A 12,377-nucleotide genomic window follows, 5' to 3' on the forward strand; every position below is an offset into this window, starting at 1 on the left:
TAATAAAAGTAATTACATCAAATTTCTCAAAATAACCTTTTATTTTTCACTCGATTTATTATTAATATAAATCAATAACTTAAAATCCAACGAAAAAAGATGGGTAATTTTATTGCCAGTTAACGCCGCGTTAAGGGGTGAGCAACGCAACTACCAACTCACCGCATTGCACTAAAAACTAATAAAATCAATGCATAACGAAAATTCCGCGCGTTGCGAATCCCTCTTTAACGCCTTGTTAGGTTTTAGTAACAACCTTACCTTGATAAGTATCTAGTCTCATTTGAATAACCTCAATATCCGAAGGTAGAATTTTTTTGATAATCATAGTCTTATCAGGCTGTATATTATGACCTAAATATATACGTTTTATAGGATTTGGAAGCTTGTAGAATGGCGATTTACATAAAAGTCTATACTCCTCTTCATAACTCCATTCTTCGGTCTTTATTTCAAATAAATCCTTCTGATCTTTCATACTTTCTGAAATGTCAGTAAAAATTGGGGAGAATGGGCTATATATGACCTTTGACAAGTCGGGAGTTTCCTTCGGAATATCAATTTCTATAGCGATTCCTTTATGACCAGCAGCATAGTGTGACCATAATAAGAAATTATTTATTGAGCTTGATAAAGCACAAATTCGCCATTGATCACGACTAGCATTAATTTTTTCATCAAAGCTAGAGCCAAAATCAGAGTGGTAACGACCTTCTAAAGGATCATTTAAATCTCCCCACTTAGAGCACCAAACTCGTTGATTAAAAATAATATCTAATGAATTCCATAAATTATCTATCGAACGATATTTATATAGCAACATATGTTCTCCAACCTAACGCCCGATTAAGCAGCGAACAACGCGACTACCAACCTTCCGCATAACGACTTTATCACCAAACTACACGCATAATAACAATGCTTTGCGTTGCGAGTCTGTCTTGAATCGTTTGTTAGGTCACGACCAATGTTGCCTATGGTCTCTCGTTCATTATTGACTATCAAAAAAGAATTGAAGAAAAAGACAAAAATCGAAGCCGAAGTATTGGGCATCGCTCTACCTTGAGGTCTTGCGGGCGTCACGCTTCAATCGCGCCCCGATTAAGGTGCGCACGAAAGCGCCTCAAGGGTATCATGGAAATGACTAATATTCGTCCTTTTTGCCTTCTTTCCTCTATACCCTATTGGCTATTCCATACTCACTCGATATCTTCATACATTATTCGTGTGATCCCGTTGTGACCTAACGCCCGGTTAAGGGGCAGACAACGCCACTACCAAGCTTCCGCATAACACCGTAATCACAAAAACCAACGCATAATAAAAATGCCACGCGTTGGCTGTCCCTCTTGAACCGTTTGTTATGTAACAATATTTTCCATTATGTATATGTGATCAGCATACATTTGACCACCAATTCCATAAGCATCAGGAATAACACTATGTAATGTGAATCCACTTTTTATTAGCACTTTTTCCGAACCCACATTACCTTCAGTAACCACAGCGGAAAAACTGTTTAGGCAAAACTGTTTTCGGGAGTATTCGACTAAAGCTCGTAACGATTCGGTTCCATAACCTCGACCGTGGAAACTAGGTAAAAACATAAAACCAACTTCAGCAGTTCCATTCTGGATGCAATAACCCGTTATACCCACTTTGATACCCGTTTCTAATTCCGAAACAACCAAACAGTACCAATGACTAGAATCTGGTGTCCATGGTTCAAGCCTAGAACGAAATTTAGACTGAATTTCCAGCAAAGTCGGTTCATCAAAGCAAAGTGAAATAACATTTGGATCGGTATGAAGTGTATGAAATAGAGACCAATCATCTTCTGATATCGGAGCCATCACTAAACGATCTGAAAATATTTTTTCCACTGAACCTTCCTTGTTACATAACGCCCGCCTAAGGGGCTGACAACGCATTCCACTAAACTCAAAACAACAACTGCAACCACCGCGGCTCAATGGGACTGGAAACTCCACGCGTTGACAGTCCCTCTTGAGGCGTTTGTTATATGCGTTTTTCAACACAATAAGCATACAAATCCAGCGCAACCTTGATAGCCGCTTGGACTGCTGGAAATGAAGCTTCGAACGTTTCAAGGATAGGGTCTATGCTTGGGACTTTGACCTCGACAATAACTGACTTTCCAGATTGCCTGACCACTAATGGATGGGCATTGAAATCGTTGAAGATGAGTGATAACTCTTCATACCTTTCCGCTTGAGCCAAAAACATAATTTTCACCGCATCACCATAAATTTGATGAACAATCGGCATCTTTTTCTCTACACCAAAAGGGTAAAAATTAATCCAAGTATGCCCTTCCGCTCTTGGTTTACTTTTTTCTGGCCTAAGCTCTGGATGATATTCAGAAACGTACTCTAAATACTTTTTGGCATATTCTGTCATCGCTATAGAAACGCATGAAACATATCCTCTTCTTTGCTTTTCAACTGCAGAAGTCAGGACATTAGCACGATAATCACTACGTACACTATTCTTGGACTTTAAGTAGCCAATAATGTCTTCATATGCAATTTCACAGTCATATGGCTCTATATTTCTTTCTAGATAGGCCAGAGGAGCTAATATGCATGTTCTGAAATTTTCCCAATATCCTTGCTCTTTACCTCTATGACCTCGAAGCTGATATCTCTCACCTTGTTCAGGTTGAGCGTCTGCATCAATTTTATTTTCTATCAAAAGAGCTTCAACAACTCCATTGTCAGATTGGAATTTAAAAATAAGATCTGACTCCCCCAAAGTAGCGTCAGAAACTGAATGCCACACTCCGAGTGACTTTACAGTGGTAGCCTCTCCCAGAACTTTGTAAACAAACCAATTTGCAAAGCTAGGTGATACTTGTAACTCTTCAACCAATAGGAGATCAATGTCTCTTTCTGTGACATTACGAAATGAGTTCAAACTATCCATTTTGCCTCACTAGCATATAACGCCGCGTTAAGGGGTGAGCAACGCAACGACCAACCTTCCGCATTACACTAAAAACTAATAAAATCAATGCATAATGAAAATGCTACGCGTTGCGAATCCCTCTTGAACGCTTTGTTATGTGCCTTTGCTAATAGAACCCCAATACACTTTGTGCCTCTCAGCTAAAGGAATGATTCTATATTTTTGGATACCAAGCAGGCACCCAACCCTTGAATGCCCCTCAACTAAATGAGGTATACCTGATTTACCACCAAGAACGTTTGCATCTAGAAATATCGGTGGAGTTAACCAAGTGCCATGCTTTTTCCAATGATTGAGTACGACCTCTCGGCAATCAATTACAGCCTCTCCAACTTCTTGGAAATGCGATGCATCTTCAGATACCTCCTCAAGGAAATCGGGATATGAAGCGTTGCTACCTATTTGCAAAAATTTCGTTGTATCAAAATCAACTAGTTCCCACTTTAGATCAGGAAGTGATAGCTCACCGTAGAGATCTAAAAAGCGACTGTTAGCATTATGATCAATGTAAAACTGTTCAATCACAGAAGCAGGCGCACTAATTCCACGCAGCTTGAGTAAATCGATACTCTTTTCAGTGCTATATGGATCTAGTGCAATTTTCGACAAGTCTTTATACTTCAATTTATTGCCTCAAAACTCTAGTGGCACATAACGCCCGCTTAAGGGGCTGACAACGCTACTACCAAGTTTCCGCATAACACCGTAATCACAAAAATCAACGCATAATGAAAATGCCACGCGTTGGAAGTCCCTCTTGAAGCGTTTGTTATGCTTTATTACCCATTGATTAAATTGAACTTTTACAAAATTCATTTGTTCGCAGCAGTTTAACTCAAAATGACAAACCAGCCTACTTTCAGCAATCATTGTTGCCGATAAGATCCCAAACAAGTTGAAGCGAATTAGCCTGCGGAATCAACGAGCAAACAACGCCAAAGAAAGAGACCGTTCAGCGACAATCGAACCTTTTACGCACACAATTTATCAGAGCAAAGCCGGAAAAAAGCGCAAAAACATCGATAAACTTGCGCTAACCAAACACTTTCAGCAAGCAAGATGTTCATGAGATCCCAAATAAGTTGAAGCGAAATAGCCGGTGGAATCAATGAGCAAACAACACCAAAGAAAGAGACCTTTCAGCAAAAACCGAACCTTTTGCGAGCACAATTTATCAGGGCAAAGTTACCGAAAAAGCACAAGTATCGTTCAACTTTCAATCGCCACCAAAAAGAACAATAAACTCATAATATCAATAAATTAGAATAAGAAAACTTCTAAATCAGACTAAGTTTTCCCATTAAAATTTATATATTGATTTTGCTGAGGCTCAATAAAGCATAACGCCGCGTTAAGGGGCAGCCGACGCTACTACCAACTTTCCGCATAACACCGTAACCACAAAAACTAACGCATAATAAAAATGCCACGCGTTGGCTGTCCCTCTTTAACGCTTTGTTATGTACGTGCGCTTTGTTCCAGCGAAACAAACAGCGGCTTTACAAATTTGGCCTCTTCTTGGTAACGATTTCTCGTATCCCAAAGGTCAACAGCATGTTGAATATTAAGCCAAAATTCTGGTGTATTTCCTAATGCAGCAGCTAACTTGATTGCTACCGGAGCCGTTAACACTCCACCATTAATCAAATTACTCACCGTATTTCTGTGTACACCCATCGCTTCAGCGAGCGCTTTTGATGTGATGCCCATTGGCTCAAGAAACTCTAATTTCAACATTTCACCAACGCTAACTGGACGACGTTTTGTCTTACGCATAGTCGTTACCTCAATACTTATGTGGGTCTAAGTAAGTATTTAGTGCAACACCATCAACCCACTGAAAAATCAAACGATATTGTTTATTCACTCGAATTGAACACCAACCTTTAAGATTTCCTTCAAGATGTTCAAAACGATTACCCGGTGGAATTCTTAAGTCCGACTCAGCTTGAGCTGCATCTAAGATTTCCAGCTTTCGAAATAGAGTGTTTTCTATACTGTTTGGAATTAAACGATGTCGTTTATCATCCTCATAAAACTGCTCTAACCACTTATCTTTAAATTCTAATGCCATTACAACTTGCACTGTCTCATTGTGCATCCATACACAAAGAGTAACGCATAATAACACTGTGCACAAGTTTGATTTTCAGGAAGGATTTCAGAGAAGTACATAACGCCGCATTAAGGTGTGAGCGGCGCTTGGCTATACTTGAGCGAAGCGAAACTGCCACGCGTTGGTTGTCCCTCTTGAACCGTTTGTTATGTTTGTAGCCATTTATACATGATCAAGCTATCAACATAACCTAAACGACCATGTTTATACGCTTTGGGAATGCGACCTATTACTTCAAACCCTAAATTTTGCCAAAGGTTTACTGCAACTTCATTTGTCGAAACGACACTATTAAATTGCATTGCTTCAAAACCAAGCTCCACTGCAATTTTCTGAGAATGCTCGCACATTTTACGAGCAACACCTTTACCTCTTGCTTTACTCGATACCATGTAACCACAATTGCATATGTGACTACTCGGTCCTGTTGCATTTGGCTTGATGTAGTAAGTTCCGAGAACCACATCATTTTCAATGAAAACAAACGTTTTTAAAGGCAATTCACACCAAATTGAATAAGCTTGTTCTAAAGTCATTGTAGGCTCAAAAGCGTAAGTTTCTTGAGCTTGGATTACATCTAAAAATGTTGGCCAGAATGATTCAAAATCTGACTTCGTAATTTCTCTGATCATAATTTTCCTGAAAAAACATAACGCCCGCTTAAGGGGCTGACAACGCTACTACCAAGTTTCCGCATAACACTGAAACCACCAAAATCAACGCACAATAAAAATGCCGCGCGTTGGAAGTCCCTCTTGAAGCGTTTGTTATGCTTTATTACCTATTGATTACATTGAACTTTTACAAAATTCATTTGTTCGCAGCAGTTTAACTCAAAATGAAAAACCAGCCTACTTTCAGCAATCATTGTTGTCGATAAGATCCCAAACAAGTTGAAGCGAATTAGCTTGCGGAATCAATGAACCAGCAACACCAAAGAAAGAGACCTTTCAGCAACAATCGAACCTTTTACGCACACAATTTATCAGAGCAAAGCCGGAAAAAAGCGCACAATCATCGATAAACTTGCGCTAACCAAACACTGTCAGCAAGCAAGATGTTCATGAGATCCCAAACATGCTGAAGCGAAATAGCTCGCGGAATCAATGAGCCAGCAACACCAAAGAAAGAGACCTTTCAGCAACAATCGAACCTTTTGCGTACACAATTTATCAGAGCAGAGTTGACCGACAAAACACAAGCATCGTTCAACTTTCAATCGCCACCAAAAAGAACAATAAACTCATAATATCAATAAATTAGAATACAAAAACGTCTAAATCAGACTGGGGTTTCCCATTAAAATTTATATATTGATTTTGCTGAGGCTCAATAAAGCATAACGCCCACTTAAGGGGCTGACAACGCGACTACCAAGTTTCTGCACAACACTGAAACCACCAAAATCAACGCATAATGAAAATGCTGCGCGTTGGAAGTCCCTCTTGAAGTGTTTGTTATGCTTTATTACTCATTGATTACATTGAATTTTTACAATGACTATCGCTTGCAGCCACTTTAACTCAAAATGATAAACTTGCCTACTTTCAGCAATCATTGGTGCAAATAAGATCCCAAATAAGTTGAAGCGAATTAGCCTGCGGAATCAATGGGTCAACAACACCAAAGGAAGAGACCTTTCAGCGATAATTGAACCTTTTACTAACACAATCTATCAGAGCTGAGCCGGACAAAAACGTATATTCGCCGATAAACTTGCGCTAACCAAACACTTTCAGCAAGCAAGAAGCCTATGAGAGCCCAAACATGCTGAAGCGAAATGGCCTGTGGAATCAATGAACTAACAACACTAAAGAAAGAGACTTTTCAGCGACAATCGAACCTTTTGCACACACAATTTATCAGAGCAGAGTTGGCTTAAAAAGTACAAGCATCGTTCAACTTTCAATAGCCACCAAAAAGAACAATAAACTCATAATATCAATAAATTAGAATAGGAAAACTTCTAAATTAGACTGAATTTTCCCATTAAAATTTATATATTGATTTTGCTGAGGTTCAATAAAGCATAACGCCCGATTAAGGGGCTGACAACGCTACTACCAAGTTTCCGCATAACACCGTAACCACAAAAATCAACGCATAATAAAAATGCCGCGCGTTGGAAGTCCCTCTTGAAGCGTTTGTTATGCTTTATTACTTATTGATTAAATTGAACTTTTTCAACATTTATTGCTTACGAATACTTTAACTCAAAATGATAAACTTGCCTACTTTCAGCAATCATTGATGCAGATAAGATCCCAAACAAGTTGAAGCGAATTAGCCTGTGGAATCAAGGGGTCAACAACACCAAAGGAAGAGACCTTTCAGCAACAATCGAACCTTTTACAGACACAATTGATCAGAGCAGAGTCGGAAAAAAGCGCACAACCATCGATAAACTTGCGCTAACCAAACACTGTCAGCAAGTAAGATGTTCATGATCTCCCAAACATGCTGAAGCGAAATAGCCGGTGGAATCAATGAGCCAGCAACGCCAAAGAAAGAGACCTTTCAGCAAAAATCGAACCTTTTGCGTACACAATTTATCAGGGCAACGTTGGCCGAAAAAAACAGAAGCGTCGTTCAACTTTCAATCGCCACGAAAAAGAACAATAAACTCATAATATCAATCAATTAGAATAGGAAAACTTCTAAATCAGACTGAGTTTTCCCATTAAAATTTATATATTGATTTTGCTGAGGTTCAATAAAGCATAACGCCGCATTAAGGGGCAGGCAACGCAAACCACTGAACTCAAATTAGCCAACCGTAACCTCAAATGCCCAACCAAACCAAAAATGCCAAGCGTTGGCTGTCCCTCTTGAATGCTTTGTTATGTAACTTTACTAACTATTTCAAAGCATTACAAAGAAAAACATTGCCAAATATGGTTTAACTTACATGAAAAGTTAGCAGTAACCCAGTAGAATTTGCGTGGCAACGACGAAACTGCGAGCCCTAGTTCAAAGAAAAAAGTGACTGCCACCAAGCTTATCGCAAACTCCCTTTACCATTGAAGCCAGAGTAAAAACTTGAAGAACAAGAAGCCGAAAGTTAAATCAACATGCATGAAACCCGCTCAGACAAAGTCGACATTGAAATTAGATCAATTATAAAAAATATCTACTTTTCAATGCATTGTGGTCTTTTTTCTTTACGGTTACATAACGCCCGCTTAAGGGGCAGACAACGCTACTACCAACTTTCCGCATAACACCTTAACCACAAAAACCAACGCATAGTAAAAATGCCACGCGTTGGCTGTCCCTCTTGAAGCGTTTGTTATAACCTTAGTCAACAACATCTTGGGACTGAATAGGTTGAAATACAGGAAAAAGTTCTTTAATACCCTCGCCAAAGATCTCGATCATTCTCCCTTCTAAAGAGTCGTTTGTGTAATCACCCAATTGAAAGCCATTCAAGTCTATGGATTGTGTCTTCCAATTGATATGCTTAAAAGAAACTTTCATTTGACTAACCGCAACCACAACTGAGAACCTCAATTTGTTCCCTTTCAAGTCTGGTGGTATATCAGTCGTGGTATTATTACTAACGGTACTGATGATATCTTCACAATAACTTATAATTTCTTTAATCTGACTTGCATCACTATGAACTCGGTGGTGGGCTATCAAATTTCTTAAATTGTTGAGATTTTCAAATACTCTGATAACCCACTGATTCTCCTTATTCAGGATACTTTCGACTACTTTCAGCTTTCCATAAAAACTCAGTCTGTGTTTGAGCTTCGCTACAGATTCCTTTTTGTTAAATTTAATATTTAAAGAATTCAGAAGCTCTTTATCAAATCCATCCATTTCGCTAACAATTCTCTGAAGATTACCTTCGACCATAAGATGATACGAAAGAATTTTACTAGATGCATAACCATATGAATCTGGAATATTACACGTACAAAGATCATAAAAATACAATACAGAACTCCTTTGGGTTATAACGCCCACTTAAGGGGCTGACAACGCGACTACCAAGTTTCTGCACAACACCGAAACCACCGAAATCAACGCATAATGAAAATGCTGCGCGTTGGAAGTCCCTCTTGAAGTGTTTGTTATGCTTTATTACTCATTGATTACATTGAATTTTTACAATGATTATCGGTTGCAGCCACTTTAACTCAAAATGATAAACTTGCCTACTTTCAGCAATCATTGGTGCAAATAAGATCCCAAATAAGTTGAAGCGAATTAGCCTGCGGAATCAAGGAAAAAACAATAATAAAGAAAGAGACTTTTCAGCGACAATCGAACCTTTTTCGTACACAATTTATCAGAGCAAAACCCGACAAAAACACAAAAGCATCGTTCAACTTTCAATCGCCACAAAAAAGAACAATAAACTCATAATATCAATAAATTAGAATAGGAAAACTTCTAAATCAGACTGAGTTTTCCCATTAAAATTTATATTGATTTTGCTGATGTTCAATAAAGCATAACGCTGCGTTAAGGGGCAGCCAACGCTACTACTAAGCTTCCGCATAACACTGTAATCACAAAAACTAACGCATTATAAAAATGCCACGCGTTGGCTGTCCCTCTTTAACGCCTTGTTATATGAATTTTTTAGATGGCAACAAACGTAATTCTCATCCCGTAATTACTACGGTGGACAGCTACCCCCACGCTGTTTTCTTGTATGGCAATGATACTCGCCGGTTTTCTTGTTGTAATGGCACCCACATTTGTCGGTACCACCGCTGTGAGACAACCCTAAGTTGCTAAGATACTGAGTAGACTCTGCATTCGTACTTCCTGTGGCTAATACGAATAGCAGCGTGATAAAAGTATATTTCATTGGCACCTTTCTGATTACACCAAAAAGCCAAGTGTAATAGAAGCCAACGTTGCATAAAGTGATATGCATCTCATTGAGCCTGTAACAAAAAGAGAATGCAGTATTAGATTTAGCTACTTAAGTGAGGAGCTGGGAATTCATATAACGCCCGGTTAAGGGGTGAGCAACGCAACGACCAGCTCACCGCACAACACCGTAACCACAAAAATCAACGCATTACAAAAATGCCGCGCGTTGCGAATCCCTCTTTAACCGTTTGTTATGTGCGTAGCTGAAATTTACTACAGACTAGGTTCCGGCAAAACTGGAGGTGTGCTATCCATATAAGTTAAGAAGTTTTCCCATAATTCGTGCGCTCTTTGCTTGGTTAACCGAGTTTTGCAAGATATCGCCATAACACCTCGAATTGTACCATCGCGCCATTGGGTGTATACCGAATTACAATGAGAAGACATATAAGCCTGCCAATCGCCTTGAGCTAATTTAATTGCAGCTATCAACTCAACATCATCCGAATTATGCTCAAAGCTTGCTGCAAGATACTTTGCCAACTCTACTTCAGCTGATTCTAAAGCCATGCTCGCACACTGATTAATCTCAAGCGTATTCATCGCATTATCACAATCAAGAGGTCCGTTTCCAGCGATCACAGCAGATGAAAAACAAGCAAGAATAATTAATAGACACTTTTTCATTATTTTATCCGAAAGCACATAACGCCCGGTTAAGGGGCAGCCAACGCCATTACCAAGCTTCCGCATAACACCGTAACCACAAAAACCAACGCATAGTGAAAATGCCACGCGTTGGCTGTCCCTCTTGAACCGTTTGTTATGTTTAAGCTTCAATGACTTACGTTTTACCAAAACCAAGATTAACTCAGCTTTGATTCACAAACAAAAGCCAAGACCTAAAAAACTGAAACGATTCATAGATTTGAAAAACAGACTGTGAATTTCAGTAATTTAAGCCCAAAACCTGTGTTCAAAATACTGATTGAGCCAAACCGCCCTAACCTCGCGCTTACCCGAAAATTGATTGAGGCAATTCTCTGGATTTCCAGCGCCAAAGAATAAGTGTCCGGAAAACAGCGCCCGCTGAAGCCAACTTGCCGACAAACACAAAACCAATTAACCAAGGGAACAAAGAAGAACATAAATCACTGATTTTACGTGATTAAACATAACGCCCGATTAAGCAGCGAACAACGCGACTACCAACCTTCCGCATAACGACTTTATCACCAAACTACACGCATAATAACAATGCTTTGCGTTGCGAGTCTGTCTTGAATCGTTTGTTAGGTCACGACCAATGTTGCCTATGGTCTCTCGTTCATTATTGACTATCAAAAAAGAATTGAAGAAAAAGACAAAAATCGAAGCCGAAGTATTGGGCATCGCTCTACCTTGAGGTCTTGCGGGCGTCACGCTTCAATCGCGCCCCGATTAAGGTGCGCACGAAAGCGCCTCAAGGGTATCATGGAAATGACTAATATTCGTCCTTTTTGCCTTCTTTCCTCTATACCCTATTGGCTATTCCATACTCACTCGATATCTTCATACATTATTCGTGTGATCCCGTTGTGACCTAACGCCCAATTAAGGTGTGAAGCACGCGACCACGGCACTTCATTTGACCACCGTAAACACTGAACCAAACCCAAACCAAAAATGCCAAGCGTGCTGAATCACTCTTAAATGTTTGTTAGGTAAATTTAGTAAAGCGTACGATTGCCCAAAACTACAAAGTCTTTTTGAGCCTCAACGAATGCTCTACCTGCTTTATTTATTTCCGTGGCTTGCTTTTTTTTCATGCGGCTTAATTGGCTTCTCTTTATAGCCAACACCATAAATGGAAATACTATCACTAATTGGAGGGTTCATGGGGACAGTATATTTTGAAATTAAGCCAGCAAACTCAGATGCTATATCGTAAGCATGTAAATACGAGTGGTTAAGTGCTTGATCTGAAAATTGAAAATCTACTCCGTTGCCTTTCTCCACAAATTGGCACAATGAGTTCCAGGTTGTTATATGTAGAGGAGCTAAGAAATCATGTTGCTCAAGCACGTTAATCAAGCCAGAAGTAAACATTTTGTCTTTATATCGCTCAAACAATTCAACATCTCTGGTATTGGGCGGTGCTTTGAGGTCAGAAGGCTTATTCCTTCTGTAAACTTCGAGTGCAACAAGCACTAAACCTAACCCAACGATTATGGCTTCATAGTTACCATCTGGATTAGCTATCCACATTCCAACCAGAACGCTTGAAGCTATAAGGACTAACAGCTCTATAATAATCAACGTCTAACCTCATTTACCTAACGCCCGATTAAGCAGCGAACAACGCGACTACCAACCTTCCGCATAACGACTTTATCACCAAACTACACGCATAATAACAATGCTTTGCGTTGCGAGTCTGTCTTGAATCGTTTGTTAGGTC

At 39.4% G+C, this 12,377-nt stretch carries 12 protein-coding genes and 1 pseudogene; all 13 read right to left on the reverse strand.

The annotated features are described in order from the left end of the window. Positions 1 to 238: 238 nt before the first annotated feature. The gene (locus tag FKN93_RS16065; protein ID WP_170905639.1) at positions 239 to 823 is read right to left on the reverse strand and encodes a DUF2971 domain-containing protein; all 585 of its coding nucleotides are present in this window, start codon (positions 821 to 823) and stop codon (positions 239 to 241) included. A gap of 538 nt (positions 824 to 1,361) precedes the next feature. Further along, positions 1,362 to 1,853 carry a GNAT family N-acetyltransferase gene (locus FKN93_RS16075; protein WP_249374208.1) on the reverse strand — a complete coding sequence of 164 codons (492 nt, stop codon included), beginning with the start codon at positions 1,851 to 1,853 and terminating at the stop codon, positions 1,362 to 1,364. A gap of 166 nt (positions 1,854 to 2,019) precedes the next feature. Further along, on the reverse strand, positions 2,020 to 2,946 hold the full coding sequence (locus FKN93_RS16080; protein WP_158147667.1) for a PD-(D/E)XK nuclease superfamily protein: 927 nt from the start codon (positions 2,944 to 2,946) through the stop codon (positions 2,020 to 2,022). A 135-nt stretch (positions 2,947 to 3,081) separates the two neighbouring features. Further along, positions 3,082 to 3,612, reverse strand: coding sequence for a hypothetical protein (locus FKN93_RS16085; RefSeq protein ID WP_170905640.1), 531 nt, complete (start codon positions 3,610 to 3,612; stop codon positions 3,082 to 3,084). 834 nt (positions 3,613 to 4,446) lie between these two features. Continuing rightward, positions 4,447 to 4,764, reverse strand: coding sequence for a HigA family addiction module antitoxin (locus FKN93_RS16100; protein WP_039438324.1), 318 nt, complete (start codon positions 4,762 to 4,764; stop codon positions 4,447 to 4,449). Between the two features lie 10 nt (positions 4,765 to 4,774). Next, a complete protein-coding gene (locus tag FKN93_RS16105; RefSeq protein ID WP_170905641.1) occupies positions 4,775 to 5,062 on the reverse strand; it encodes a type II toxin-antitoxin system RelE/ParE family toxin in 288 nt (95 codons plus the stop codon). Positions 5,063 to 5,250: 188 nt separating this feature from the next. Then, positions 5,251 to 5,736, reverse strand: coding sequence for a GNAT family N-acetyltransferase (locus FKN93_RS16110; RefSeq protein WP_170905642.1), 486 nt, complete (start codon positions 5,734 to 5,736; stop codon positions 5,251 to 5,253). A 1,364-nt stretch (positions 5,737 to 7,100) separates the two neighbouring features. After that, positions 7,101 to 7,262 carry a DUF3265 domain-containing protein gene (locus FKN93_RS16115; RefSeq protein WP_346009395.1) on the reverse strand — a complete coding sequence of 54 codons (162 nt, stop codon included), beginning with the start codon at positions 7,260 to 7,262 and terminating at the stop codon, positions 7,101 to 7,103. Positions 7,263 to 8,332: 1,070 nt separating this feature from the next. Then, positions 8,333 to 8,398 (reverse strand): annotated as a pseudogene (locus FKN93_RS18135) (DUF3265 domain-containing protein); the annotation flags it as partial. A gap of 3 nt (positions 8,399 to 8,401) precedes the next feature. After that, a complete protein-coding gene (locus FKN93_RS16125; protein WP_170905644.1) occupies positions 8,402 to 9,046 on the reverse strand; it encodes a hypothetical protein in 645 nt (214 codons plus the stop codon). A 688-nt stretch (positions 9,047 to 9,734) separates the two neighbouring features. Continuing rightward, positions 9,735 to 9,929 (reverse strand): YHYH domain-containing protein, encoded by a 195-nt coding sequence (locus FKN93_RS18140; RefSeq protein ID WP_154116429.1) that lies wholly within the window; start codon positions 9,927 to 9,929, stop codon positions 9,735 to 9,737. A 281-nt stretch (positions 9,930 to 10,210) separates the two neighbouring features. Continuing rightward, entirely contained in the window at positions 10,211 to 10,624 is a 414-nt protein-coding gene (locus FKN93_RS16140; protein ID WP_170905648.1) for a lysozyme inhibitor LprI family protein, read from the reverse strand. 1,089 nt (positions 10,625 to 11,713) lie between these two features. Next, positions 11,714 to 12,235 (reverse strand): hypothetical protein, encoded by a 522-nt coding sequence (locus FKN93_RS16150; protein ID WP_170905645.1) that lies wholly within the window; start codon positions 12,233 to 12,235, stop codon positions 11,714 to 11,716. Between the last annotated feature and the right edge of the window lie 142 nt (positions 12,236 to 12,377).

It is taken from the genome of Vibrio sp. A8-1 (assembly GCF_013048685.1).
GTDB classification, from domain to species: domain Bacteria; phylum Pseudomonadota; class Gammaproteobacteria; order Enterobacterales; family Vibrionaceae; genus Vibrio; species Vibrio metschnikovii.

Bases quoted from the DNA above. Each gene is read 5' to 3' on its own strand.
- FKN93_RS16100 (WP_039438324.1), bottom strand. From the start codon at position 4,764: ATGCGTAAGACAAAACGTCGTCCAGTTAGCGTTGGTGAAATGTTGAAA.
- FKN93_RS18140 (WP_154116429.1), bottom strand. From the start codon at position 9,929: ATGAAATATACTTTTATCACGCTGCTATTCGTATTAGCCACAGGAAGT.
- FKN93_RS16065 (WP_170905639.1), bottom strand. From the start codon at position 823: ATGTTGCTATATAAATATCGTTCGATAGATAATTTATGGAATTCATTA.
- FKN93_RS16140 (WP_170905648.1), bottom strand. From the start codon at position 10,624: ATGAAAAAGTGTCTATTAATTATTCTTGCTTGTTTTTCATCTGCTGTG.
- FKN93_RS16080 (WP_158147667.1), bottom strand. From the start codon at position 2,946: ATGGATAGTTTGAACTCATTTCGTAATGTCACAGAAAGAGACATTGAT.
- FKN93_RS16110 (WP_170905642.1), bottom strand. From the start codon at position 5,736: ATGATCAGAGAAATTACGAAGTCAGATTTTGAATCATTCTGGCCAACA.
- FKN93_RS16075 (WP_249374208.1), bottom strand. From the start codon at position 1,853: ATGGCTCCGATATCAGAAGATGATTGGTCTCTATTTCATACACTTCAT.
- FKN93_RS16105 (WP_170905641.1), bottom strand. From the start codon at position 5,062: ATGGCATTAGAATTTAAAGATAAGTGGTTAGAGCAGTTTTATGAGGAT.